The sequence below is a fragment of the Variovorax sp. J22G73 genome (assembly GCF_030317035.1).
GTDB lineage: Bacteria > Pseudomonadota > Gammaproteobacteria > Burkholderiales > Burkholderiaceae_C > Variovorax.
The window spans coordinates 1-23,031 of the sequence record NZ_JASZYK010000025.1 but is presented as its reverse complement, the minus strand read 5'-3'; the positions used below and the strand labels follow the sequence as shown (position 1 = coordinate 23,031).

Annotated in this window: 23 protein-coding genes and 3 pseudogenes; 14 read left to right on the top strand and 12 right to left on the bottom strand. The window is 63.8% G+C overall.

Annotation, left to right across the window (positions count from 1 at the left end):
- Positions 1 to 491: 491 nt before the first annotated feature.
- Positions 492 to 1,520 (bottom strand): OmpA family protein, encoded by a 1,029-nt coding sequence (locus QTI51_RS38610; protein WP_286517852.1) that lies wholly within the window; start codon positions 1,518 to 1,520, stop codon positions 492 to 494.
- 569 nt (positions 1,521 to 2,089) lie between these two features.
- On the opposite strand from QTI51_RS38610, the gene QTI51_RS38605 reads away from it, so the two are divergent.
- The gene (locus QTI51_RS38605; protein WP_286517853.1) at positions 2,090 to 2,236 is read left to right on the top strand and encodes a hypothetical protein; all 147 of its coding nucleotides are present in this window, start codon (positions 2,090 to 2,092) and stop codon (positions 2,234 to 2,236) included.
- Between the two features lie 159 nt (positions 2,237 to 2,395).
- On the opposite strand, the gene QTI51_RS38600 is transcribed toward QTI51_RS38605, so the two are convergent.
- Genes QTI51_RS38600 through QTI51_RS38590 form a run of 3 tightly spaced genes read right to left on the bottom strand, consistent with a single transcriptional unit; the run spans position 2,396 to position 4,831 of the window.
- Entirely contained in the window at positions 2,396 to 3,040 is a 645-nt protein-coding gene (locus QTI51_RS38600; protein ID WP_286517855.1) for a hypothetical protein, read from the bottom strand.
- A 56-nt stretch (positions 3,041 to 3,096) separates the two neighbouring features.
- Complete coding sequence (locus QTI51_RS38595; RefSeq protein WP_286517858.1) at positions 3,097 to 4,140, bottom strand: Gfo/Idh/MocA family protein; 1,044 nt, start codon at positions 4,138 to 4,140, stop codon at positions 3,097 to 3,099.
- Positions 4,141 to 4,150: 10 nt separating this feature from the next.
- On the bottom strand, positions 4,151 to 4,831 hold the full coding sequence (locus QTI51_RS38590; protein ID WP_286517860.1) for a GntR family transcriptional regulator: 681 nt from the start codon (positions 4,829 to 4,831) through the stop codon (positions 4,151 to 4,153).
- A 150-nt stretch (positions 4,832 to 4,981) separates the two neighbouring features.
- Here QTI51_RS38590 and QTI51_RS38585 point away from each other — a divergent pair, with 150 nt between their 5' ends.
- From QTI51_RS38585 to aroQ, 4 genes are all read left to right on the top strand, one after another.
- A complete protein-coding gene (locus QTI51_RS38585) occupies positions 4,982 to 5,992 on the top strand; it encodes a TRAP transporter substrate-binding protein (protein WP_286517862.1) in 1,011 nt (336 codons plus the stop codon).
- Between the two features lie 115 nt (positions 5,993 to 6,107).
- On the top strand, positions 6,108 to 6,674 hold the full coding sequence (locus QTI51_RS38580; protein ID WP_116914304.1) for a TRAP transporter small permease: 567 nt from the start codon (positions 6,108 to 6,110) through the stop codon (positions 6,672 to 6,674).
- Complete coding sequence (locus QTI51_RS38575; RefSeq protein ID WP_286517864.1) at positions 6,671 to 7,957, top strand: TRAP transporter large permease; 1,287 nt, start codon at positions 6,671 to 6,673, stop codon at positions 7,955 to 7,957. The genes QTI51_RS38580 and QTI51_RS38575 overlap by 4 nt, the downstream gene beginning before the upstream one ends.
- Before the next feature lie 30 nt (positions 7,958 to 7,987).
- A complete protein-coding gene (gene aroQ, locus QTI51_RS38570) occupies positions 7,988 to 8,431 on the top strand; it encodes a type II 3-dehydroquinate dehydratase (protein ID WP_116914306.1) in 444 nt (147 codons plus the stop codon).
- 71 nt (positions 8,432 to 8,502) lie between these two features.
- On the opposite strand, the gene QTI51_RS38565 is transcribed toward aroQ, so the two are convergent.
- Positions 8,503 to 9,087: an IclR family transcriptional regulator domain-containing protein gene (locus QTI51_RS38565; RefSeq protein WP_286517865.1), complete on the bottom strand. Its 585-nt coding sequence runs from the start codon at positions 9,085 to 9,087 to the stop codon at positions 8,503 to 8,505.
- A gap of 105 nt (positions 9,088 to 9,192) precedes the next feature.
- Between QTI51_RS38565 and QTI51_RS39130 the strand changes: the two are divergent.
- A pseudogene (locus QTI51_RS39130) lies at positions 9,193 to 9,300 on the top strand (SOS response-associated peptidase family protein); the annotation flags it as partial.
- A 73-nt stretch (positions 9,301 to 9,373) separates the two neighbouring features.
- Here QTI51_RS39130 and QTI51_RS38560 read toward each other — a convergent pair.
- From QTI51_RS38560 to QTI51_RS38540, 5 genes and pseudogenes are all read right to left on the bottom strand, one after another.
- A pseudogene (locus QTI51_RS38560) lies at positions 9,374 to 9,595 on the bottom strand (IS3 family transposase); the annotation flags it as partial.
- A gap of 34 nt (positions 9,596 to 9,629) precedes the next feature.
- Complete coding sequence (locus tag QTI51_RS38555) at positions 9,630 to 11,573, bottom strand: ABC transporter ATP-binding protein/permease (RefSeq protein WP_286517866.1); 1,944 nt, start codon at positions 11,571 to 11,573, stop codon at positions 9,630 to 9,632.
- 358 nt (positions 11,574 to 11,931) lie between these two features.
- Complete coding sequence (locus QTI51_RS38550) at positions 11,932 to 12,237, bottom strand: hypothetical protein (protein ID WP_286517868.1); 306 nt, start codon at positions 12,235 to 12,237, stop codon at positions 11,932 to 11,934.
- A 799-nt stretch (positions 12,238 to 13,036) separates the two neighbouring features.
- Positions 13,037 to 13,657 carry an ATPase gene (locus QTI51_RS38545; protein ID WP_286517869.1) on the bottom strand — a complete coding sequence of 207 codons (621 nt, stop codon included), beginning with the start codon at positions 13,655 to 13,657 and terminating at the stop codon, positions 13,037 to 13,039.
- A 6-nt stretch (positions 13,658 to 13,663) separates the two neighbouring features.
- Entirely contained in the window at positions 13,664 to 14,047 is a 384-nt protein-coding gene (locus QTI51_RS38540) for a hypothetical protein (RefSeq protein WP_286517872.1), read from the bottom strand.
- 373 nt (positions 14,048 to 14,420) lie between these two features.
- On the opposite strand from QTI51_RS38540, the gene QTI51_RS38535 reads away from it, so the two are divergent.
- On the top strand, positions 14,421 to 15,491 hold the full coding sequence (locus tag QTI51_RS38535) for a glycosyltransferase (RefSeq protein WP_286517874.1): 1,071 nt from the start codon (positions 14,421 to 14,423) through the stop codon (positions 15,489 to 15,491).
- A 7-nt stretch (positions 15,492 to 15,498) separates the two neighbouring features.
- Here the strand turns inward: QTI51_RS38535 and QTI51_RS38530 are convergent, their stop codons facing one another.
- Together QTI51_RS38530 and QTI51_RS38525 are read right to left on the bottom strand one after the other, a co-directional pair.
- On the bottom strand, positions 15,499 to 16,809 hold the full coding sequence (locus tag QTI51_RS38530) for a collagen-like protein (RefSeq protein ID WP_286517875.1): 1,311 nt from the start codon (positions 16,807 to 16,809) through the stop codon (positions 15,499 to 15,501).
- 393 nt (positions 16,810 to 17,202) lie between these two features.
- A complete protein-coding gene (locus tag QTI51_RS38525) occupies positions 17,203 to 17,781 on the bottom strand; it encodes a TetR/AcrR family transcriptional regulator (protein WP_286517878.1) in 579 nt (192 codons plus the stop codon).
- Positions 17,782 to 17,972: 191 nt separating this feature from the next.
- Between QTI51_RS38525 and QTI51_RS38520 the strand changes: the two genes are divergently transcribed.
- The 7 genes and pseudogenes from QTI51_RS38520 to QTI51_RS38490 all read left to right on the top strand — a co-directional run bounded on the left by QTI51_RS38520 (position 17,973) and on the right by QTI51_RS38490 (position 22,690).
- On the top strand, positions 17,973 to 18,818 hold the full coding sequence (locus QTI51_RS38520; RefSeq protein ID WP_286517881.1) for a hypothetical protein: 846 nt from the start codon (positions 17,973 to 17,975) through the stop codon (positions 18,816 to 18,818).
- A 19-nt stretch (positions 18,819 to 18,837) separates the two neighbouring features.
- Positions 18,838 to 19,596, top strand: coding sequence for an MlaE family ABC transporter permease (locus QTI51_RS38515; protein ID WP_286517883.1), 759 nt, complete (start codon positions 18,838 to 18,840; stop codon positions 19,594 to 19,596).
- A complete protein-coding gene (locus QTI51_RS38510) occupies positions 19,597 to 20,376 on the top strand; it encodes an ABC transporter ATP-binding protein (protein WP_286517887.1) in 780 nt (259 codons plus the stop codon).
- Positions 20,373 to 21,356 (top strand): MlaD family protein, encoded by a 984-nt coding sequence (locus QTI51_RS38505; RefSeq protein WP_286517888.1) that lies wholly within the window; start codon positions 20,373 to 20,375, stop codon positions 21,354 to 21,356. The genes QTI51_RS38510 and QTI51_RS38505 overlap by 4 nt, the downstream gene beginning before the upstream one ends.
- Positions 21,353 to 22,006, top strand: a complete 654-nt coding sequence (locus QTI51_RS38500) for a PqiC family protein (RefSeq protein ID WP_286517889.1) — start codon at positions 21,353 to 21,355, stop codon at positions 22,004 to 22,006. The genes QTI51_RS38505 and QTI51_RS38500 overlap by 4 nt, the downstream gene beginning before the upstream one ends.
- An 82-nt stretch (positions 22,007 to 22,088) precedes the next feature.
- A pseudogene (locus QTI51_RS38495) lies at positions 22,089 to 22,405 on the top strand (IS3 family transposase); the annotation flags it as partial.
- A 159-nt stretch (positions 22,406 to 22,564) separates the two neighbouring features.
- Positions 22,565 to 22,690 carry a hypothetical protein gene (locus tag QTI51_RS38490; RefSeq protein WP_286517891.1) on the top strand — a complete coding sequence of 42 codons (126 nt, stop codon included), beginning with the start codon at positions 22,565 to 22,567 and terminating at the stop codon, positions 22,688 to 22,690.
- Positions 22,691 to 23,031 lie beyond the last annotated feature (341 nt).

Genomic DNA, 23,031 nt, shown 5'->3' with positions numbered 1-23,031 from the left:
TGAGGTAATTTTGCGGCCATGGCCGCAAGCTACCTGGCTTTGCCAGGAACTTTCCTCTGCAGTCGCGCTTAAGGGCATGCCGTCAAAGCGCTATCGCCAACGTCGTCAGGGGACGATAGGGACAAGGAAATTCGATTTATCCAGACGATTCCGAGGAAGGCATCCCCAACAGCTCGTCCATCATTGTTCGAAAGCGACGTACATGAAAACCTCTTCCGGCCTTGCCGTTGCTCAAGAAAATCTGCGCCGCGAGCGGGGACGGCCTGATGGGCGTCGAACCGTTTGGGGAATAGCCCAAGTGGCGGACAGGACGGCCGGGCCAGTAAAGCGAGTCGGAGCACGATCACGGACCAGCGGCATGGCATCTCAGCCTCGCAAAACGGACCGCCATGCAAGCTCGCACGCCAACAGATCGTTCTGAATTCGAGCTACATGCTCAAAATTTCATCATCAAAAGCTGCGCATCCAGCTTGCGGTTTCAGGCACCGCGGCTACTGCGGCACCAGCTCCACACGCCGGTTCTTGGCGCGACCGTCTTCGGCTGCGTTGCTGGCGATCGGCGCAAGGTCCGCGACGCCGTACGCGCCCAGTCGGCTTGCGGCGATCGCATACTGGCCGACCAGGGCCGCGTTGACGGCCTCCGCACGCCGCTTCGACAGCGCGATGTTGCTCTCCAGCGCGCCCTGGTTGTCCGTGTGTCCGACCACACGCAGCTTGAGCGCCGGCTCGGCCTTCAGCAGCTTGGCGATCTCGTCCAGGGCAGGCTTGGAATCGGGCTTGATGTCGGCCTTGGCGGTGTCGAACAGGATGCCGTAGAGCGCCACACGGCCGGTGGCGGCGATGGCCTTCGACATGTCTCCGGCGCTGACGCTGACCATGTTCTGCTTCATTGCACCGACTTCAATGATGTCTACGGCGGCGTAGGCGCCCTTGACTGACTTGTAGTCCTTGCTTTCCTTGGCCCACTGCACGGCTTCGACGACGACGTAGAGATCACCTTGCGGCCGCGCAACCTTGAAGCTGGCTAGGCGCGCGGTCGCAGGGTCGGCCGCCGAAAAAGTGTAAGTGCTGCGGCTCGTCTTGATCTCGTTCCAGCTGTACGGGCACAGAAAGCAGGAGCGGCTCTTGAAGTTGTCGTCACGGCCCGAGTCGTAGAGCGTGACACCTCCGGCCGCCTGCACCTCATTCTGGTAATTGCGGATCAGCTCCGCCGTGGACGTGTCGCACGCGGATTCGTACCAGAGCCGTGTCAACGCCCCTTCGACCGCCACGGTGCCCGCCCAGCTGCGCTTCCTCGACGTGGTGTCGTAACCCTTATAGGTGCCGGTGGGGACCACGTATTCGTCGAAGCGCTTGAAGTCGTACCCGACGATGGTCGAGCCCGCGAAGCGTTTGAGCAACGGGTTGTCCTTGGCGCCAGCAAGGTCCTGTGCCGTCGCAGTGGTCGCAAGGAACAGCAGGCCAGCAAATGCAGGTCCGACCAGCAGCCGGGCGAAAGCAAGGACAAAACACGCGCGCATCGATGACTCCAGAAAACGACGGCGCGATTCTGACGGCTTAAGCCCGCTCTGGCTGCACGGCCGTTCGGCATATGAAGAACGTCTGCTGCAGAAGCGCGGGTCTGCGAGGCACGACAAGCATTGGTATCCAGCTCAATTCAAGTGTTGCTATGCACGCTGCCTTCCATCTTGGCTCCTGCCATGAGGGGGGTCAATTCCTCATGTCGTCGCGGGGTTGCCCTGTCGCCTCACAGACAAGAGCGATGCGATTGCCAAGCCCTCTTTGTAAAGCTCGTAGCGCGTCGAGATGTCGGGCCTGTCAGCGCATGTGAGCCAGCGCGGCGAAGTGCTGCCCGATGACTCGATCTCCGTCCAAAGCGGCATGGAAGCCTCACCGTCTGAGTTCATTCTGGCGACTTCGGTGCAACCGTCGAGTGAGGCGCCGAGCCATCCGCCAAACGATGGCCAACTGCCGCCGGTTCAGCCACGTCCCGACGACCGCAGCAAAGGTGTGCAACTCGGCACGCCAATGTGCCTGGTCGATCCCGACGACAAGCGTCCCCCGCTCTCTTGGCCCGGATGGAGGCGGCATGAAGCTGGTCAGCGGCGCCCAGCTCGTTCAGGTCATCAACAGCGAAGCCGTTTGGGCCGGGGCCATGCCCGGCGAATGCGAGGGCAACGAGGTGCCTATTCAGGTCACTTCAATCCGACGGAGTTTGGAGGCCTGCGGGTTCTAGGAGCCGCATGCAACTTCACCCCGCATCAGCCAAAGTCGTCATAAGTGCAGGCGTTGTGAACGTACCGGCTGACTGGCAAGGTCATCCCTATTTGCTACGCAATGATCACGCGCCAGTTTCAAGTGGAGAACGGCTCGCAGCAATCCCGTTGCATGGCCGTCAAAGTGCGTTCAAGCCGGCAATGTCGTCGGGCGTCGCCGAATGCGATAGCGTATAGAGACCGCTTGTCGCACCTTCGGCCGCGCCTGACGCCCGCAAGGCCCCAGCCGAAAGATCGGCATCGACGAGCGATTGCACGGCTTCTGTCTCGTACCCATGAACAACGAACACCCAATCGGCCACGCGGTCAGCGGATTTGCGAATGCGTTGTTCGGTGGTTTCGGCGACGAATGGTGTCTGATGGCGCAACAGGTGCGCACCCACGATTCCCGGCCGCTGGACGAGCTCCATGCAAAGCGCTTTGAAAAAGCCACGCAGCGTGTCGGCGCTATCTTGCAGCGGCGAGACGCGCAGCGTCAGCGCGTTCCTTGCAACGCTACTGCCCGACGACTCGAGCACGTGGCACTGGCTGCGGACCATGTTCCGATGGTGCGGCATCATTCGCACGGACCATGGCGAGGGCGTGTTCAGATGACTGACATAAGCATCCGATGAAAGAATTGCATGGGAGGTGAGTTCGTACATGACGAAAATGCCTTCGCCCCCGTCAGCACTTGTCCAGCGCGATGCCCGCTGGAACCCGGGCACGCCGAGGCGCTCGGGAAAATGTTCATGCGAATGCCAATGCTCGAACTCGACCTTCATCTCAGGCGCCATGTCCCACCACATTGCCAACGCTGCACGACCTAGAAGCGACATTCTTAATTCCCTTGCTCATCAGCGACGTCAACCGCAGCGCCAAGGCGACTGCTGGCCACTATCGCATCGAGCGTCCTCGCAATGTCGATCGATTCGACAGGAGTGGCGCCCGTCCATCCGCCCCAACCGAATCGCACGAGGTCGTGAAACGACTCTGCTTCCGCCAGAAATCCGGCAAGCGCTTCGGTTTTGATCACTTCACGCGCTGCATCCCATCCGGTGCCTCGGCGCAGGTCCACCAGCGGAGGAAAGTCGGCGCCGGTATCGTTGAAGTAGGTGGTGTGAATGGAACCCGCGTCGCCCGCAATGAATGCGTGCCGGTGACGCGCTGTGGTGAAGCTGCACGAGATCTGCGCAACAACACCATCCGGGTACTCGAGCGTTGCCATCGTGGTCAGATCGACGCCCGTCGCGCCCCATCGCGACAAAGCGGACACGCGCAACGGCGCCGCGCCTGCCACGGTGCGCACGAAGCTCACCGGATACGAGCCTGCGTCCATCAGCGCCCCCCCCGCAAGGCTGGGGTCCATGCGGATGTTGGCGGCGTCGGCCATGGGAAAGCCGAAGGATGCCTGGATGAGCTCGATGCGGCCGATCGCGCCGGCCGCGATGAGTTCGCGAACCTTGAGCGTTTGCGGCTGAGCCCGGTATGGATAGGCCTCCACGAGGTACACGCCATTCTTCTCGGCAGCCGTGAACATGGCCTGTGCCTGCGCCGCACTGGCGGCGAGCGGCTTCTCGCAGAGGACGTGCTTGCCGGCATCGGCGGCCCGGATCGACCACGCCGCATGCAGGTTGTTGGGGAGCGGCACATACACCGCGTCGATGTCGGGGTCGGCAAGGAGCTCCTCGTAGCTGGCATGGACCCGGCCGATGTGGAGCTCGCGCGCGAAGGCTGCAGCGCGCTCGCTGTCGCGGCTCGCCACGGCGCTGACCATGACCTTGGCCGACGGCCGAACCGCTTCCACGAATGAACGGGCGATTCGCGCGGCGCCGAGGACGCCGATGCGCAGCGGGTCAGTTGACGATGTCATGGGATAGCTCACGAAATTCGGTTCAGGCGGCGTCCAGCACCGAGGCCATCTGCGTGACGCAATCCTCGACGTGGGTGGTCAGGGTCTGTTGCGCGCGCTGCCAGTCCTTGCGGAGTGCGCATTCCAGGAGAACCTGGTGCTCGTCCTCGGCCTCTTTGCCGCGAAAGACGGCGGCGATCATCTGGTAGCGCAGGTACTTGTCGCAAATCGATGCATAGGTCTGCAGCAGCAAGTCGGACCCGCAAGCCGAGATCAGCGACACGTGAAAGGCCCAGTCGTACTGGCGCCAGGTTTCCGCCGGCGCCTGGGCATCGGTCGCCATTCGCTTTTCCATGGTTGCCAGCTTGTGATGAGCCGCGACCACCCGTCCTTCCCACTCCAGGTCGCCGCGCTGAAAAGACTCCTTGAGTCCATGGCTCTCCAGAAGAAGCCGCATCGACGCCACGTCCCGCAGGTTGGCCGACGAGACGGCGCTGACCTGAAACCCACGGGCCCCTTCCGCGACGAGCAGTCCCTCCGTGGCCAGGCGGCTGAAGAGCTCGCGCAGCGTGCTGACGCTGGTGCCGTAGGCCTCCTTCATCCGTTCCAGCGGCAGACGCCGCCCCGGCGTCAGGCGGCCCAGCACGATGTCCGAGCGTATACGGCGATAGGCGACCTCGCCGACGGTGGCGCTGTCCTGGGGATCTAGGGATTGGTCGGTCAACAAGGTTGCTCCTGAGCGGATCGCAATTCTGCGCAGTTTTCGGTTCGGGCCGCTTCTTCGGCAATCAGAGAATACCCTGATCATCATATACATTGCGATTCACCAGATGATTCAATAATATTCTTACATTCCAAATCCAAGGAGACATTCATGGCATCGAAATTCTTGAAACTGGCAGGCGGCCTCGCACTGCTCATCGCCGCCACGCTTGTCCAAGCCCAGGACATTCAGGAACGAACGATCCGCTTCGGCCACTTGAACAACACCGACCACCCGACCAGTTGGGGCGTCAAGAAGTTCGCCGAGCTCGTGGCAGCCAAGAGCGGCGGGAAGATCACGGTCAAGGAATTCGCCAGCAGTCAGCTCGGCAACGAGCTGCAGCAGCAATCCGCGCTGCAGGGCGGCGTGCAGGAAATGCTTGTGGCGTCCACCACTTCGCTGACCGGCGTCGTCAAGGAATTCGGACTGTTCGATTTCCCCTTCCTGTTCAGCAACGGGAAGCAGGCAGACGCCATGGTGGACGGCCCGCTGGGCAAGATGGTCAGCGCCAAGCTGGCTGACAAGGGCATCGTCATCCTGGGATTTTTCGACCTGGGGTTCCGCAACGTCACCAACAGCAAGCGGCCCATCACCAAGGGCGAAGATCTCGATGGCCTGAAGCTGCGCGTCATCCCGAATCCGGTGTTCCTGGAGACCTTCAAGACCTTCAAGGCCAACCCGTTGCCGATGCCCTTCGCCGAGCTGTACAACGCCCTCGAAAGCAAGGCGGTCGACGGGGAAGAGAACCCGTATTCGGTGATCCTATCCAGCAAGTTCTACGAAGTGCAGAAGTACGTCAGCGGCACCAATCATGTGTACGCGACAAACCCGATTCAGGTCAGCAAGCGCTTCTGGGACAAGCTGTCACCTGCGGAGCACAAGTTGCTGCAAGAAGCCGCCACGGAAGCCCAGACTTACCAGCGTGCGGCGAGCCGCGAGGCCGCCGGCAAGGCCCTGGTCGAACTCCAGGCCAAGGGCATGACGTACAACGCCGTTGCACCCGCCGAGACGGCCCGCATGCGCGCCGAAGTCAAGCCGATCTACGACAAGTTTTCCGCTGCGTATGACCCGGCCGTGATCACGCTCTTCAAGACCGAACTGGACCGCGTCTCCAAGTTCTGATTCTGCGAATTCAAGCCCGCCCCAATTCCTGAGAGTTGGAGTCGGCGGTCGTTTGGGGGGCGCCGCGATGCAACCGAGAGCATTGCGCGCCGACGGGTCGTACAGAGGAGCAGGCATGGTAAAGCTGATCGATTCTTTTTGCCGCGGTGTCACCAACGTGATGGCCGTGGCGCTCATGATCATGGTGGCGCTGGTCTTCAGCAACGTGGTTCTGCGCTATGTTTTCAACTCGTCGATCACGCAGTCCGAAGAGATTTCGCGTTGGCTGTTCGTGTGGATCACCTTCATGGGCTGCGTCGTCGCGCTGCGCGAGCACGCGCACCTTGGCACCGACGCCCTGGTGTCGCGCCTGCCCCCATTCGGCAAAAAGATCTGCCTTGTGCTCGGCCATCTGACCATGTTGTATGTCTGCTACCTGGTCTTCAGGGGCGCGCTGGAACAAACCAGCATCAACATGGATGTGCTGGCACCTTCCACCCAGTTGCCGATGGCCGTGTTGCATGCGGCTGGCGTGGCTTTTTCGGCCTGCGCATGCATCGTGCTGCTTCTGGACCTGTGGCTGCTCTTCACCGGTCACATGGACGATGACGACCTGGTGATGGTCCAGGAATCCGAAGACCTGGCCGCGCTCAACCTCCCGCATGGCGCCGACCTCCCCAAACAACAGAGCGAGCGAGCATGACACTCACCATCTTCATTGGGTCCCTGCTGCTGGCGATGGCCATCGGCATCCCGATCTCGTTTGCGCTGCTGGTCAGCGGCGTGGCACTGATGTGGCACATGGACCTGTTCGAAGCCCAGATCCTCGCGCAGAACCTGCTGGGCGGCGCAGACAGCTACCCCCTGCTGGCAGTGCCCTTCTTCCTGCTGGCTGGCGAGATCATGAACGAAGGCGGACTGTCGAAGCGCATCGTCGAATTCGCGATGGCACTTGTCGGTCACATCAGAGGCGGCCTGGGCTACGTGACCATCGTCGCATCGATCATGCTTTCGGCTCTGTCGGGCAGCGCGGTGGCCGACGCCGCTGCCCTGACCGCCATGCTCCTGCCGATGATGGTGGCCGCCGGCCACGCGCCGCATCGCGCGGCTGGTCTCATCGCGGCGTCCGGGGTGATTGCGCCGGTGTTGCCGCCGTCCATCGGACTGGTGATCTTCGGCGTCACGGCCAACGTTTCGATCTCCAAGCTGTTCATGGCCGGCATCGCGCCGGGCCTGCTGATGGGGCTTGCGCTGTGGGTGACCTGGGCCTACGTCGCGCGCAACGAAGGCGTGTTGCCTCCGCCGCGCAAGCCATTGAAGGAATTGCTGACCACGCTGCGCCGCTGTGGCTGGGCGCTGATGCTGCCGGTGATCATCCTGGTCGGTTTGCGCATGGGCGTGTTCACGCCGACGGAGGCCGGCGTGGTGGCGGCGGTGTACGCCCTGTTCGTCGCGACGGTCATCTACCGCGGCCTCAAACTCGCGCAGCTGTTCGGCATTTTCAAGAAGGCGTCCAAGACCACCGCGGTGGTGATGTTCCTGGTGGCTGCGGCCATGGTTTCAGCCTGGCTCATCACGGTGGCAGACCTTCCCGGCAAGGTGGTAGGCATGCTCCAACCCTTCATGGACAGTCCCATCCTGTTGATGGTGGCGATCATGGTGCTGGTCATGATCGTCGGCACCGCGATGGACATGACGCCAACCATCCTGATCCTCACGCCCGTTCTGATGCCGGTCGTCATCGCCGCCAAGATCGACCCCGTCTACTTTGGCGTCATGTTCATCATGAACAACGCCATCGGTTTGGTCACGCCACCGGTTGGCGTGGTACTCAACGTGGTGGCCGGCGTCGGTCGAATGTCGATGGACACAGTGACCAAGGGAGTGATGCCATTCATGATCGCGCAGTTCCTGATCATGTTCCTGATGGTTTTCTTTCCCTGGCTTGTCACCGGCCCCGCGAAGCTGTTCCACAGCGGCTTCTGAAACCCTCTCGCATTGCAAGCGTACTCACCCATGACCAAGCCGCTTTTCATTCTGAACGGTCCGAACCTCAACCGTCTCGGCAAGCGTGAGCCTGCGATTTACGGCAAGACCACGCTCGCCGAAATCGAGGCCATGTGCCGCGACGAAGCCGGGGCGATCCCGTTGGAGTTCCATCAGTCCAACAGCGAGACCCAATTGATCGACTGGATCCACGAGGCCATCGACGCGGGCAGCGGAATCATCATCAATCCCGCGGCCTATTCGTTCACGTCCATGGCCATCATGGATGCGCTCAAGATGTTTCCGGGGCCGATCATCGAGGTCCACATCTCCAACATCCATCGCCGAGAGGAGATGTACCACCACTCCTACATGTCCGCGGTGGCCACCGCCGTGATCGCCGGTCTAGGACCTGGCGGGTACCGGGCTGCGATCAAGGCCATGTTGGAGATGCTCCGAGAACAGCCGGCCTGACTCAGTTGTCTGAGCGGCTGTTCGAAGCCGTTCCGATTCGCAGGTTGGGTCTGTCGGCATGCGGGCACCGCTCAGTGGGGCGCCGCTGCCCTGACTGCGTTGTGTCGTTCGCGCTCCCCGCCCTCGGCTGGGTCTTCGCCCGCACGAGCCAGGGTTTCAGTGATGTCGCGCCGAGTTGCCGCATTGGACGACTTCATCAACGCAGACGCATCGCTTGTCGCTGCGAGCTCGTCGGCGACGGCAAGCAATGCGGGCCCGAATTCCTGCATACGCTCCGACGTCAAGCGCGAGGAGGGACCCGCGATCACGATGACCCCCAGGGCGGGCATGCCAGCGCGCTGGATTGGAGCGGCCAATGCGCTGACCCCCAGCGCATCGGTGTTCTCGATCATGCTGAAGCGACGCTCGCGGTGCTTCGCCAGAGCGCTCAGCAGCGCCCTGACGGAACGTGGGGCCGCCGGACCGTAGCGATCAGGCATACCGATTCCCTGGCGCGCCACGCATTGGGCGGCAATGTCTTCCGGCAGGGTCATGAGCCGTGCCTGGCCGGTTTGCTGATTGCCGCCGGAATAGGCTGAAACATTGCGGTCCAGCCGTGCCGGACTCAGGTTCAGCCTGTCCAGCACGCGCTTCACCGCGCCGGCTTCGGCGCGCATGTTCAGCAGGGGGGCCAGACCTGAACTTAGGCAGGTTCAGACATGAGAGTGTCGCGTTCTCTTTGACCGACCGGTTGAGCATCAGCCCTTGTCGCCGGCGACCGGGAGAACGTCGATGCCTGGTTGAGGCCGGATATGAGAAATCCGGATGCGCAGTACGCAATCCTCGACGACCCCGCGCACCCGTACTACGAACATCGTCTCGCGGCTTGACTGAATCGCCCCGGCTTTCATGGAGGCCGGTCGGTTTAAGCCATGCCGACGTCTTGACGGGCTGACTGGCGAATCGCTTGGAATAGCTTCCCTCAGCTTCTGCAGGCGGGGTGTAGCCGATGGGTTCGAGCAGGCGATGGTGGTTGAACCAGGACATCCATTCGAGCGTCGCGTACACCACCGCGTCCTTTCTCCACGGCGCCCGGCGATGGGCCCACTTGGCGTTGTCGAGGCCGTTGATCGTCTCGGCCAGGGCGTCTTCATAGGAGTCGCTTTTGCTGCCCACCGATGGCTCATGCCGGCCTCGTCCAGTCGTCCCTTGAACCCTCTCAAGTCGCGTTTCGAACAGGCTCTGACGGATGCTCCGCGGTCTGCGCGTCATTGTTGCGGTTGGCAAGAAACGTCGCTGTGTCCTTCAGCGTCCAACTGCCGTCCCCTCCGAAGCACAGCACGTGGGTATGAAACGGCACCACGGCAGCCCGGTGCGCAATGCTGATGAGTGTGACGCCCTCGTCTTTCAAGCGTTGGTAGAGCGCGGCCTCGTTGGCGTCGTCGAGTGCGCTGGTCGCTTCGTCGAGGATGACGAAGCCGGGAGACTGGACGAGCACGCGCGCGAACGACAGGCGCTGCTGCTCACCCATGCTCAGCACCTTTTCCCAATGTTGCGTCGCATCGAGGCCGCCGACGCGTTCCATCAAGCTCGGAAGCTGAACTTCGGCAAGGATCTCACCCAGCCGTTCGTCCGTGAGGCCCTCGACCTCCCGCGCCGGGTACAACAGCTGCTGCCGAAGGCTCCCGACCGGCATGTAGGGGCGCTGGGGCAGGAACATCAAGCTGTGCAACGGCAGTCGACGCACGGTTCCGGTTCCGTGGTCCCACAGGCCGGCGATCGCCCTCAGCAGGCTGCTTTTTCCGCTTCCGCTGGGGCCGGTGATGAGCAGGCCGTTGCCCGGTTTCAGTTCGAGCTCCAGGTTCTCCAGCAACAGCCGGCCGAAGCCTGGCGTGTACAGCGTGAGCGACTCGATCAGCAGCGCGTCCCCTTCCTCGTGCAACGCGATGCGCTTGCCATCGCTGGCGTCGACGGTGACCGCGGGCGTGGCGGGTTCCTTGTGCAGTTGCGGCAAGGCGACGGCCTTGGCCAGCATGTCGAGCCGACCGATGCCGGCGACGAACTTGCTGAGCGACTCGAAGTTGTCCACGATCACCGTCACGGCCGTCAGCACCGCGGCGAAGGCGGCGACGGCCTGCGTGGCGCGCCCCACTTCCAGCTCGCCGCTCAGCACGCCCTGCGCGAGGATCACGACCGGCAGCACCAAGGTGAGCTGGCTGTAGGCCCGCTGGTACAGGTTCAGGCTGCGCTGCTTCTTGATGAGCTTGTCGTAGTTGGCATAGACGTCTTCGAAGCGTCGATCGATCTGGGCGCGCTCTTGCGGCTCGCCCCGGTAGAACGCAATGCTCTCGGCGTTCTCGCGCAGGCGCATGAGGTCGAAGCGAAAGTCGGCTTCGCGCTTGAGCTGCCAGAAGTTCAGCTGGATCAGGGGCTGGCCGAAGATCCACAGCGCGACCACCGTGCCGACGATGGCATAGATCGCCAGGAAGGCCACCAGGAGCTTGCTGATGCCCCAGAGCACCGCGCTGAACGCCACCAGCTGCATCGAGGAGCCCAGGACGACGAGCAGGAAATTGATGCTGCGCCCGGTGAATGTGTTGATGTCTTCCGCGATCCGCTGGTCGGGATTGTCGATGCTGGCATCCGCGCCGAGGTGGTAATAGCGTCGCTTGCCCAGGTAGCCATCGAGAAAACGCGCGGTGAGCCACTTGCGCCACTGGTTGGCGAAGGAGTCGCGCATGTAGTAGTAGATGGCATAGACCGGCACCGCCATCGCCAGCACGATCAGGCTGCCGCGCACGGCGCCCCAGAAGCGGTCTGCGTCCTTCGCGGCGAGCGCCGAAGTCAGTTCACCCGTCTTGGCCACCAGCATCACTGCGAGCTGGGTGTCTAGCAGCATCAAGCCGACAAGCAACCCGAGCAGCGTCCAGGCAGTGGAGCGCTTGTCTCCCAGCCAGAAGGGCTTTGCCACTCGCAGGAACTGCTTCCATGCCGCGAGGGAAAGGCCCGGCGGAAGCACGGCGCGGGGACGCTTCGGCAGAGGCGGCGTTGTTGCTGATGTGGACTGTGGCTTTGGAGGGATGTCTTGCGCATCTGCAGCCGCGGCGGAGGTGGTAGCGGTCGCGACCGCATCGGCAAGAGGATCGGCAGCTCGTTCAAGCATGGAGATAGGAAAGCAAAGAGACAGAAGCTTGAAGGCTCGGAAATCAAACCCTGCGCGCGGCGCTAGAAAAATGCCCAGCAGAGCTGGGCATTTCTCCCTACGTCCCACGCAGCGCATGCGGAAGTCGCGGCAGATCGCACTCACATGCAATTTGCCTTGGCTCGAGACTAGCGAATCTCGACATCCCACTTTGTCGGACGAAAGCGCACCGATTCGGCATCCCACACGACAGATGCCCGTCGCACCCACGCCGGTCACTTCAGATGTCTGGCTCAGGTCAACGCGCATCGGGCAGCGATGCTCGCGCTGCATAGTGCGCTGTCTGCGTCTCGCGGCGCATTCGTCCCTTGCGGCCGGTTCACCTGCTCAGCGGCCGTTGAGTCGCCCAGAGAAGGCATGAGCTCGGCGATGGCGCGCTGCGCCGACGCCAACCGGTCGTGATGATCAGCAGGACTGCAATCATCCCGATGGCGGCCGGAATCGCGAATGCCCAGGAATCTTCCTTCTTCCTTTTCGCGAGTTTGTCGGCGTCCAGGTGGACGCGCCGATAGCCCTGGGAGAATTGGATGGTGAACGTCTCGCCCTTGAATCGGGCCTCGATGGCCGGGCCCTCGAACCGGTTGATCGGACGACCCGTCGGCGCTTCGCGGCGCGCGATCACCATGCCTGCGGCCACCAGGCCCCGGAAGATCGAGGCGTGAAAAGCGCAGCACCCAGTCCATCGTGCCCAGGGAGGCCCTGATGTCCATCGGCCCGTGATGAAGAAAGCTGTATCGGCCTTGGTTGTCGCTCGGCGGACGGTCTTCCTCTTTCGTCAGGCGCCACGCGTCGTTGCCTCGACGCTTGTGCTGGGCGATCAACTTCGGAATCCGGTCGCAGTACCGTTGGGTTGATTTGACCAACGGGTGCGCGCCGTCGAGGTCTTCGAAGAAGCCCGCGACAACGTGAACCGCCGCGTCGGCGACCTATGCATTCAACGCTTCGGTGCGCCTGCGCTCCATGGGCTTTTGTCGCTCCCGCTCTTGCGGATCGCTCGTCGCGAAATGCACGACGACGTCCAGCTCGGGCGTGGGCAAGGGGTTCGAGGCGGCGTCTGGACCGCATGGAGCTTGGCCCAATAGCCGCGCGGGGGGCGGGCACCGCGTGACGGCTGCAGGCCTTGGGCAGGCCCACATCCGAGATGCCCAGTTCCTTGGCCAGCCGGCTCATCGGCTGCGCCTACACCTTCGCATAGAGTTCACTGCGCTTCTTGCCGGTCTCCAGGTGGCAGATCGGCCGATTGTGTCCCACATCGACGGCCCCCTGCCTTGCCACAGCCAGCACCGGGCACACACAGCGTTTCGCGAAGCTCGAACGTTTGGCGGATCGCCGCTGCGGCCAGCGCGGCCATGGTTGTCCCATTCGCCGGCCTAAGGCGTGGCGACGGATGCGGCGTCTTCGCGCGCTGCCTTGGCGCCGACAGACTACGCCAAGGCGACGGCCATGATCGGCTTGGCCCACTGCGGCACCCGATCCAGCGAGATCCGAAAGACGATGCGGCCGCCTTCCATGTGCAGCAGCAGTTGGGGCTGGGGTTGGCGTCCTGCCTTGGGGTCACCTTCGGCGCTGTTGTCATAAAGGCGCAGGCTCGCGAGCCGCGGCAGCAATCGAATCAGGTTGGCTCGGCTGGTCTCATAACGCTCGCGAATCTTCGCCTCGGGAATGTCGTGGCCACCGGCCGCAACGCGTGCCTGCACCCGCTGCACATGAAGTTCGGGCGAAGACAGTCCGGCGTACCAGAGATGCACCTGTGCCCCCTGCCGCGCCCCGTCGATGAGCATCTGGGGAATCGTTCGGGCACCCAGTGTCGTCTCGAACGCGAAGTTCAGGCCTTCGGCCAGCGCCCGCTCGAGCGTCCTGCGCCCGATCTCCCAGGCTTGGGCGTTGGCTGTCTCGGCCGCCAAACCAGGGCTGGCGTCACGCAGTGCACGGGCGGCCAGATCGGGGTTGAAATACGTGACTTGCTTGTGCAGCAGTGCGGCACCGCCCACGCTGCTCTTGCCGGCGCCGTTGACGCCGGCCAGCACAAAGATCCGAGCCGGCATCGACGATCAGCGGCGTGTCGCGTCGCGCGGCGCCTGGACAGAGGCCTGCGCCACCGCGGCCTCGCCCAACTCCGAGGGAGCCATCGCGAAGGCATCGGCCATGGCCTGCGCAGCCGCCTCGCCTTGCATGCGCGCGAACATGTCATCGAAACGGCACGTGAGCGCCTTCAAATCCGGCTCAGACGCCTGCTCCATCTGCAGATAGCGCTCCACCGACATCAGCACCATGGAAGGTCGGTCGTGGCGCGTGATCACTACCGCACCGCGTGCCATTACCGTGTGGCTCACCGCCTGCATGCCCGAGGCGAGCTTGGTCGCGGAGAACGAGGGAAGGTCGCGCGCGAGCCGCTCGATCCCGCTAGGACGTGCATCGACGGCTTGAACTTTCATGACAAATCCTGGAAATCCTTGATTTTTCCCATTTTATCCATTTTCCCGTCCGTGATGGCGACGACCGTCACACACGGCCCACGGGGCGGGCGATCAAGGCTTCCAACGATTGGCAGAGCGTCGAAAATCCCATCTGACCGGCGCTGCCTAACGCCGTGCGCCTAGCCCGGGACGGCGCTCTTGAGTTCCCCCCGACCTCGAAGAAGTACCGATTGCATTGAATATGTGCTGCAGTACGTCCAAGAAACACCTTTCACGCCGTGAGAAGGCTCTCTGACCAGCCCAAGCCTTTCGGCGTTCGGCCAGAAACTGCCCCTGCAGGCCGAGGCAGAATCTTCTTCGTCGCGCTTCACCGTACTCCACCACTTTCGCCATGCCTCGCATCTGTCTGAACATGATCGTCAAGAACGAGGCGCCGGTGATCGAGCGCTGCCTGGCTTCCGTGAAGCCGTGGATCGACCACTGGGTGATCGTCGATACCGGCTCGAGCGACGGCACTCAGGCAAGCGTCCGCGAGTTCATGAAGGACGTACCCGGTGAATTGCATGAACGGCCGTGGCGCGACTTCGCGTTCAACCGCAACCAGGCGCTCGACCTCGCGCGCGCGAAGGGTGACCTGGTGTTGTTCATCGACGCGGACGAAACGCTTGCGGTGCCCGAAGGCTTCGCATGGCCTGCGCTGCCGGCCGATGGCTACCAGTTGCAGTGCAACAGCAGCGGCTGGAACTACTTTCGCAACAGCTTGGTGGCCACGCGGCTGCCATGGCGCTGGGAAGGCGTGCTGCACGAGTACCTGACCTGCAACCTGCCGCACGCATGGGAGAACCTGTTGGCGCCGTCGATCCTGGTGTCGCATGACGGCGCACGCGCACGCAGCACGGACACCTACCTGCGCGACATCGAGGTGCTGGAGCGCGCGCTGCGCGACGAGCCCGGCAACACGCGCTATTGCTTCTACCTGGCGCAGAGCTACCGCGATGCGGGACGGCGGGCGGAAAGCCGCGAGCGCTATGCGGCGCGCGCGGCCATGGGGGGATGGGAAGAAGAGCGCTGGTTCTCGCTGTTCCAGGTGGCCGCGCTCGACGAGCAACTCGGCGCTCAACCGTCGGTGGTACGCGACGGCTATCTCGCGGCGTACCAGATGCGACCGACGCGTGCGGAGCCCCTGTGCGCGCTGGCGCGTTATCACCGCTTGCGCGACGAGTTCGCGCTGGCGCATCTCTATGCCCAGCAGGCTGCGGCCATGGCGTACCCGGCAGATTCGCTGTTCGTGGACACTGCGGTCTACGCATGGCGCGCGCTCGACGAACTGGCCGTGAGCGCCTATTTCGCGAATGCCCGCGACCAGGGCCGTGAGGCGCTTCGGCGCCTGCTCGAAGAACGGAAGTTTCCGCACGCCGAGCGGGCGCGCATCGAAGGCAACAAGACCTTCTACGGGCTTTGAACGAAGTTCAGGGCTTGCAGCTTAGCAGCGCATAAGCGGAGACGTTGCTGACGTTCATGCCTTGGGTGCCTTGCAACTGCAGTAGCAGCACTTCGCCTGTCGCGGCGAGGTTGAAACCAGCAATCTCGCAACTGTTGGTGCCGGCCGAGACCGTGCAAGACAGCGGTGTCAACGTCAATGGGGAATTGGGCACAAAGACGGTCTGCTTGAAGACGGAGAATGTGTAGGCGCTGGGCGTGTTTTTCGAGAATGCCACCTTCAGATCTGCTTGTGCGCAGTCGACAGGCAAGAGCACTCCGTAGTTGCCACCATCGCCGGTCATGTCCGTGAGGTCGGCAGAGTAAGGCGCGATCGAGTAGCTGCCGTTGCCGTAGATGTTGTCCGCAGTGGCGGAATAAGTGACGTTGAAGGTCGACGAGCCCGAAGCGCCGGTCGCGCCCGTGGGGCCGGTCGCACCTGTGGCGCCCGTGACACCTGTCGCGCCTGTCGCGCCCGTTGCACCCGTCACGCCTGTTGCACCGACAGGCCCAGTGACGCCTGTCGGTCCAGTGGCGCCCGTGATGCCTGTGGCGCCCGTAGTGCCGGTTACGCCAGTCGAACCTGTAGCGCCGGCAGGGCCGGTGGCGCCGGTCGGCCCCGTCACGCCCGTGGCGCCCGTGGCTCCGGTCAAGCCCGTTGAGCCCGTGGCTCCGGTGGCACCTGTCGTGCCCGTCGCGCCCGTTGCGCCGACAGGCCCTGTGGCCCCCGTCGGGCCGGACGCACCCGTTGCGCCTGTCGCGCCAGTGGAACCCGTCGATCCGGTCGCGCCCGTCGAGCCTGTGGGGCCGATCAGCGACACGCCCGGCATAGGCCATGCGCCTCCGACCTTAGGCCCGAACAGCGTGGCAGTCGCGGTGTTGAGATAGAAGTCGCCCACATTGCCGTCGGTGACCAGCGGATCCACGGTGCCGTAGCGAACCATCGAGCCCGCCGGCCCGGCGATGCCGTCCGCACCGCGCAAGGCCACGCCAGCCGGCCATGCGCCGTTGGCCTTGGGGCCGAACAGGGTCACATCGGTGTAGTTGAGATAGAAGTCGCTGTCGATGCCGATGTCGGCGGTCGGGTTGCCGGCGCCGCTCAGCACGCCGCGCTTGACGGCGCTGGTATCGGTGGGCGTGGGCTCAGTCGGCGTCGTGGGTGTGGTGGGGGTTGTCGGCGTGGTTGTTGGCAGCAGGAAGGGGAAGCTCTGGCCGCCACCACCACCTCCGCCGCAACCGGCCAAGCTCAGACAAAGCGTTGCGGCAGCAACGCTGACGAGGGCTTGAGGTGGCAATTTCATAATGTCTCATAGTGTTAACAAAGGAGACAAATAGTAGATTTAATGAGAGGGAATTAACACTGCCGTTCAGCGTAAACCCGTTGAGCTCCTTCTCTCATTCCGGGAGACCGCCTCCGACATGAGCCTCGGCGCCAGCCACCAAAGCCAAGCCCTGCGCGGCTTCAGACGGTGATTTTGAAGTTGCGCCGATAGTCTTGAATCCCGAGGATGGCGGCCTCGAGCCATGCATGGCAAGGTGCGAGGGCGTGTTGCGGCCATACAACTAATAGCCCGCTATCAGTCCCATATAGGCCCCGGTTACCGTGCCATGGAGCGGGTGCATCTGAGACCTGGGCCCCGCCCCTCGCAGCCGGCGCCGAAGCCACAGGTCGATGCACAAGGCGGCAGTCCTTTTTAACGTCCCCCTTCGCCTTCGTTCCGCACCGCTAGCCCTTCGAAACACAGCATCAGCGCCCGCTTCATGGCCTTTCGCTTGTCGAACAGTTGGCCGTAGTCCTTGGCGCCGCAGAGCATGCTGCAGACCAGCACCAGGTCACTTGCGGTCACATCGGGCCGGCAGAGCTTGGCAGCCTTGCAGCGGCGCAGCAAAGGCTTCAGCAGGCCGGCAAAGCGCGAGATCGTGTTCTGAATGACGGGATGCGCGGGGTCGATGGCCTCCCAGAAGTTCATCAGCGGCGCACCATCGGTCAGGCCTTCGCCGACCACCGTCAGGAACACGAACAGCCCGTCGTCGCGCGTGGCCGCCTCGTCGGCCACGACCTCCAGCTTCTCGAATCCGCGCTCCACGAGCGCGGTGACCAACGCCTCCCGATCAACGAAGTTGCGGTAAAGCGTGGCCCGGCTCACGCCGGCGCGCTCGATCACGAGCTCCAGCGGCACATGGACGCCAAGCTCCGCGAAGACCGCCTCCGCGGCGTCCAGCAGCAACTCGCGATGTTTGACCGCATCGCTGCGGGTGGGGAGTTTTTTCATTCTTCCTTCGCCTGTCTCGAGCCGAAAAGTTCCACACCTGTGATGCGTGTCGGGGTGTTCACCTACACGGCGCACCTCTATCCGTACATTAACGTACGTTTTCACCAGATGTCTGCTCGAAGGATAGCGCGCCGCGAACGCGGGGTCCTTGCGCGGATGAACCGAATTTTTCAAAGCAGCAAGAGGAAAAGATGCAGTACGACGGAACGAAGTTGACGGTATGGGTGCGCCTGGGCGGTGCTGTGGCGCTGGCCTGCGGCTGTGGATCGGCGCTGGCGCAGATGTCCCCCGCGCTCGACCGGGTCAGCCTGTCGGTGGGCGCCTTCAGCGCCAAGCCTGACATCAGCACGGCGGTGGGCAACTCGTTTGGCGCGCTGAACATCGGCGACGTCGACGGAAAGCGCAAGACCATGCCGCGCATCTCCGGCGAGTTCCTGCTGGGCGACAACCACGGCATCTCGTTCGACGCATTCCGCTACAGCCAGGGCTATGCCAACTCCTACAGCGGTGCTTACACGTCGGGCCCGTTCGGCGCCACGGCCACCGCGGGCGTGAACCTGAACTTCGACCTCGACGTGGCACGCCTGGGCTACCGCTACTGGTTCGGCTCGGGCAACACGGTATTCGGCGTGGGCGCCGGCCTGGGCTACTACCGCGTGTCGCTCGACACCAACGCCTACGGCGCAGCCAACGCCGGCCTCACTGGCCTGGGATTCACGGGCTACAACGGCAACTACAACCGCCACGACAGCGACGACGCGATCGCGCCGATGCTCGAAGTCGGCGTGCGCCACGCGCTCACGCCCGACCTGCGCCTGTTCTTCGACGGCTCGGGCATCCGCAAGGGCGGCGGCAGCGGCGTGCACGGCAGTATCTACAACGCATCGGCTGGCATGGAATGGTTTCCCGTGCGCAACGTCGGCGTGTCGCTCGCCTACGCCGTCACTGACGTTGACCTGAAGCGCGAAGGCGAAGGCGTGCAGCGCCTGCGCATCAAGTTCCAGGGGCCGGTGGCCGCGCTGAAGGCCCGCTTCTGAACGGCTGGCTGCATTGGCATTGAACGCGCTCGCCTTCGAACGGCCAATCAACTTCCTGGGCGAGGTGCTGCTCTCCGCGGGGCTGGCCCTGCGGGGACGCTGGCGCTTTCGCGCGAAGGACTTCGGCCGCGTCATGGCCGACAGCAGCGCGCGTGCGGTCACCATCGTGCTGGTGGTCAATTCGCTGGTTGGCGCCATCCTGGCGTTCGTAGGCGCCGTGCAGCTCGCCAAATTTGGCGCAGGCATCTTCGTGGCCGATCTGGTCGGCATCGCCATGGCGCGCGAGATGGCCGCCATCATCACCGCGGTGGTCATCGCAGGGCGCACCGGCGCGGCCTTTGCTGCCGAACTGGCCACCATGCAGACCAACGAGGAAATCGACGCGCTGGAAGTCCTGGGCCTTCCGGCCGTCGACTTTCTGGTGCTACCGCGCGTGACCTCGCTGCTGCTGATGATGCCGCTGCTCTACGTGTTCGCCTGCATGGCCGGGCTCGTGGGCGGCATGGTGGTGTCGGTCAGCATGCTTGACGTGTCCGCCGCAGCCTACATGGAGCGCACCGCCGGCGCACTCACCTGGACGCACCTGGGCTTGGGCTTCGGCAAGTCGCTGGCGTTCGGCGCAATGGTGGGCATGGTCGGCTGCTACTACGGGCTGTTCGCCAAGCGAAACGCTGCGGGGGTCGGCGTGGCCACCACCGGCGCGGTCGTCACGAGCATCGTGGGCATCATCGTGCTGGACGCAATCTTCGCACTGTGCGCCAACTCGCTGGGAATCTGAATGGCGCTGCTCGCGGTCGACGACCTGGAAATGCGCTTCGGCGAACGCCTGATCCAGCAGGGCATCTCGCTCCAGGTGGAGAAGGGGTGCATCTTTGCCATCATGGGCGGCAGCGGTTGCGGCAAGAGCACCCTGCTCAAGCACATGGTCGGTTTGCTGCCGCCGGCGAGCGGCAGCGTGACCTACGACGGTGTCGACTTCTGGGCCAGCGACGACGCGCAGCGCGCCAGGCTCCGCTCGGGGTTCGGCATGCTCTTTCAGAGCGCGGCGCTGTGGTCCTCGATGACCGTGATGGAAAACATCTGCCTGCCGCTGGAGCAGCAGACCAAGCTGGATGCCGGGCAGCGCGAGGCCAAAGCGCGCGAGGTGCTCGAATGGGTGGAGCTGGCGGACTTTGCCGACTTCTACCCCGCCGACCTGAGCGGCGGCATGAAGAAACGCGCTGGCCTGGCGCGCGCCATCGCGGCGGAGCCGCCGCTGCTGTTCCTGGACGAACCGTCCGCCGGGCTCGACCCGATCAGCTCGCGCCGCCTCGACGATCTCATCCTGGACATACGCGAACGCACCGGCGCGGCGGTGGTCTTCGTGAGCCACGAGCTGCCGAGCCTCTTCGCCATTGCGGACGACGGCATCTTCCTGGACGCGGACAGCAAGCACCCCATTGCCCATGGCCGCCCCAGCGAACTGGCCAAAACAGCCGAACACCCCACCGTGCGCGCTTTTCTCCATCGCGAAGTGCCGCCTGAAACCACCTCGAACCAACCCAAGGCCCCCGCATGAAACGCAACGCCCTGCTCATCGGTGGCTTCGTCGTCGCTGCCTTCGTCATCATCATCGCGTCGGTCCTGTGGCTGGGCGGCAGCGACTTCTTCAGCAAGCAGCAGAAGGCGCGCATCTACTACCAGGGCAACGTCAGCGGTCTGGCGATCGGCGCGCCCGTGACCTTTCGCGGCGTGACCATCGGGCAGGTGACGGACATCGGCATCCAGATGGACGGCAGCACGCTGAAGACAACCATCCCCATCGCGCTGAAGCTCCGGCCCTCGGCGCTGGAGGTCGGCAATGGCGGCGGCAAGGCCTTCAACGTACCCGACCTGGTGCAGCGCGGGCTGCGCGCGCGACTGGCCTCGCAGAGCGTGGTCACGGGACAGAAGGCGATCGAGCTCGACTTCATGCCGGGCACACCAACCACGCTGGTGGGCGGCGCCGGCGTGCCCGAGATACCGGCGGTCGGCGACAAGTTCGGCGCGCTCATCGACCAGGTGGCCGATTTGCCGCTGCGCGACACCGTGGCCGATGTGCGCGCGGCGGTGCAGGACCTGCGCAACACGCTGGTGTCCGTGCAGCGCACGCTCGACGGCGCGCAGTCCGTTCTCGCCGGTGCGTCCAAGGAGCTGCAGCTCACGGCCGTGGAATCGCGCAAGACGCTGAATGCCGCGACCGAAGCCATCAAGCAGGTGCAGGCCACGTCCACGACCACGCTCGCATCCATCACCAGCCTGGCCGACACCTCGCGCCAGACCGTGTTGCAGGCGCAGCCCGAGCTGCAGCGCACCCTGGTCGGCGCGCGCCAGGCGTCGGAAAGCGCGAAGGTGGCGATGGACCGCGTGGCCGACCTCGCGGCGCCCGGCGCGCCGCTGCGCGCCGACCTGGAGGGCGCGGTGAAAGACCTGTCGCAGGCCGCGCGCGGCCTTCGCTCGTGGAGCGAGCTGCTCGAAGAAAAACCCAACGCCATCATTTTCGGAAACAAACGCGAATGAACATGCACAAGAGCTGGACCTGCTGGGCCCGCCGCGCCCTGGCTGCTGCGGTCGTGACGACGGTGGCGGGCTGCGCGTCGAACCCGTCCGCCGTGCTGCTGATGCTGCCGCCCGCGGTGGCAGCCCCCTCCACCGTGGCCGCCTCGTCCACCGCGGTTGCATCCCCCGCAACCAACAGGAGCGCTTCGCGCGTGCTGTCGGTCAGCCGCATCGAGGTGCCCGAGTACCTCACGACGCGGCGCGTGCGCTACCGCGCAGATGCCAGTGCCGTGGCGGAGTGGCCCGATACCTTCTGGGGCGAACGCATCGAGGTCGGCATGTCGCGCGAGTTCATGGCCGCCCTGCATGCGCAGTTGCCGGCCTGGGGCCTTTGCGAGGCGTCATGCAGCGAGCAGTCGCCCACCGCGTCGCTCCAGGTGCAGCTGAGCCGCGTGGACTACATTCGAAGCGAGCGCCGCTTGCGGGCCACCGCTCGCATTGCCGTGTGGAGCGTCGAACGCCCCGCGCGCTTGCTGCGCAGCGAAGACCGCGCCTACGACATCGCCGGCGACGACGACACCGCGAGATCGCAGGCGCGTGCGATGACAGAGTTGCTCCGCCGCGTTGCTTCGGATGCTGGCGCATCTGTTTCTTCAGCCCAGGTTCAGTGATGCGTCGACCGCGTGTTGAACTCCGCTGATCTCTGGCTCTAGAGGGGTGCGGACGAAAAAATGGACTACCAGAAGGTAGTCCATGTATTCCTACGAGGATCGAATCGAACCGTTGAGCCCTGCATCAAGCTTGGCAAACGCATCAGACCCACCATCCGCCAGCTGGGTTGTCCAACAAAGAATTCCCTGATGGGCTGGTACAACGAATACCAGCAGAAGCTCGACTTGCCAGCGGGCTGTGCGGGCCGACGACCTGAGTTCTCGCAGGAACAGAAAAGCGGCGGCTGTCGAGCACTGCCTCACTCACGCCGCTGCATTGCTGCCACCATGAGGGCATCGGGCTACCCTGGCAGAGGAACACTGACTGCGTGGGTTCGCGAGACCTTCCTGAGAGCAAGGCGGCAAGGTTGAAGTGATCGAACTGGTGCCGCCAACGGTACAGACGGACCTGACCTCTGGTCAGACAAACAGCGAGCGCTTCGGGCTACTTCATAAGTTCGCCGATCAGGCCCTGGCGATCTTCCAGCAGACGCCGAGCCGACGCCGAACGAGATCTTCGTGGAAAGGGTCGACTTCATGCGCAATGCGGAGAAGCAAGGCCGCATGGCAGAAGCGGTGGCGGCGCCAACCCGTTCCTTCAAGAGCGCTAAGGATGGTGTGGTCAAGAGCAAGTTTCTTGCATGAAATCTCCAGCATGAAGAGTGCGTCCTACGAAGTCGGCAAGCCGCGGCCCAACGCCCAGCGACCCAAAAGGGGGCAGGTCCTACGCAAATTACCGTCGCGTGACCTCACTGCTTGGCAGCGGCCCTGGTCCCGGTGGATTACGATCACGGCGCGGCGTTACACACGAGCCACCGCTCTCCTTGCTGCCGCCGCTTACCTTTGCCCGGACAGCACCGACAAGATGCAGAGGAAACTTCATGAATAGCGAATACCAAGCGTTGCTGGCCACCCTGCGCGAGGAAGAAAAAGACGTCGTCGACAACTGGCTTGACGAAGCGCAGCTGGTCGACGCCGGCGCGCGC

Excerpts from the sequence above, each read along its gene's own strand:
- QTI51_RS38605 (WP_286517853.1), top strand. The coding sequence starts at position 2,090 with ATGAAGCTGGTCAGCGGCGCCCAGCTCGTTCAGGTCATCAACAGCGAA.
- QTI51_RS38555 (WP_286517866.1), bottom strand. The coding sequence starts at position 11,573 with ATGCTTGAACGAGCTGCCGATCCTCTTGCCGATGCGGTCGCGACCGCT.
- QTI51_RS38535 (WP_286517874.1), top strand. The coding sequence starts at position 14,421 with ATGCCTCGCATCTGTCTGAACATGATCGTCAAGAACGAGGCGCCGGTG.
- QTI51_RS38540 (WP_286517872.1), bottom strand. The coding sequence starts at position 14,047 with ATGAAAGTTCAAGCCGTCGATGCACGTCCTAGCGGGATCGAGCGGCTC.
- QTI51_RS38545 (WP_286517869.1), bottom strand. The coding sequence starts at position 13,657 with ATGCCGGCTCGGATCTTTGTGCTGGCCGGCGTCAACGGCGCCGGCAAG.
- QTI51_RS38510 (WP_286517887.1), top strand. The coding sequence starts at position 19,597 with ATGGCGCTGCTCGCGGTCGACGACCTGGAAATGCGCTTCGGCGAACGC.
- QTI51_RS38585 (WP_286517862.1), top strand. The coding sequence starts at position 4,982 with ATGGCATCGAAATTCTTGAAACTGGCAGGCGGCCTCGCACTGCTCATC.
- QTI51_RS38600 (WP_286517855.1), bottom strand. The coding sequence starts at position 3,040 with ATGAAGGTCGAGTTCGAGCATTGGCATTCGCATGAACATTTTCCCGAG.
- QTI51_RS38525 (WP_286517878.1), bottom strand. The coding sequence starts at position 17,781 with ATGAAAAAACTCCCCACCCGCAGCGATGCGGTCAAACATCGCGAGTTG.
- QTI51_RS38500 (WP_286517889.1), top strand. The coding sequence starts at position 21,353 with ATGAACATGCACAAGAGCTGGACCTGCTGGGCCCGCCGCGCCCTGGCT.
- QTI51_RS38565 (WP_286517865.1), bottom strand. The coding sequence starts at position 9,087 with ATGCGCGCCGAAGCCGGCGCGGTGAAGCGCGTGCTGGACAGGCTGAAC.
- QTI51_RS38505 (WP_286517888.1), top strand. The coding sequence starts at position 20,373 with ATGAAACGCAACGCCCTGCTCATCGGTGGCTTCGTCGTCGCTGCCTTC.
- QTI51_RS38520 (WP_286517881.1), top strand. The coding sequence starts at position 17,973 with ATGCAGTACGACGGAACGAAGTTGACGGTATGGGTGCGCCTGGGCGGT.
- QTI51_RS38580 (WP_116914304.1), top strand. The coding sequence starts at position 6,108 with ATGGTAAAGCTGATCGATTCTTTTTGCCGCGGTGTCACCAACGTGATG.
- QTI51_RS38610 (WP_286517852.1), bottom strand. The coding sequence starts at position 1,520 with ATGCGCGCGTGTTTTGTCCTTGCTTTCGCCCGGCTGCTGGTCGGACCT.
- QTI51_RS38530 (WP_286517875.1), bottom strand. The coding sequence starts at position 16,809 with ATGAAATTGCCACCTCAAGCCCTCGTCAGCGTTGCTGCCGCAACGCTT.
- QTI51_RS38575 (WP_286517864.1), top strand. The coding sequence starts at position 6,671 with ATGACACTCACCATCTTCATTGGGTCCCTGCTGCTGGCGATGGCCATC.
- aroQ (WP_116914306.1), top strand. The coding sequence starts at position 7,988 with ATGACCAAGCCGCTTTTCATTCTGAACGGTCCGAACCTCAACCGTCTC.
- QTI51_RS38550 (WP_286517868.1), bottom strand. The coding sequence starts at position 12,237 with ATGGTGATCGCGCGCCGCGAAGCGCCGACGGGTCGTCCGATCAACCGG.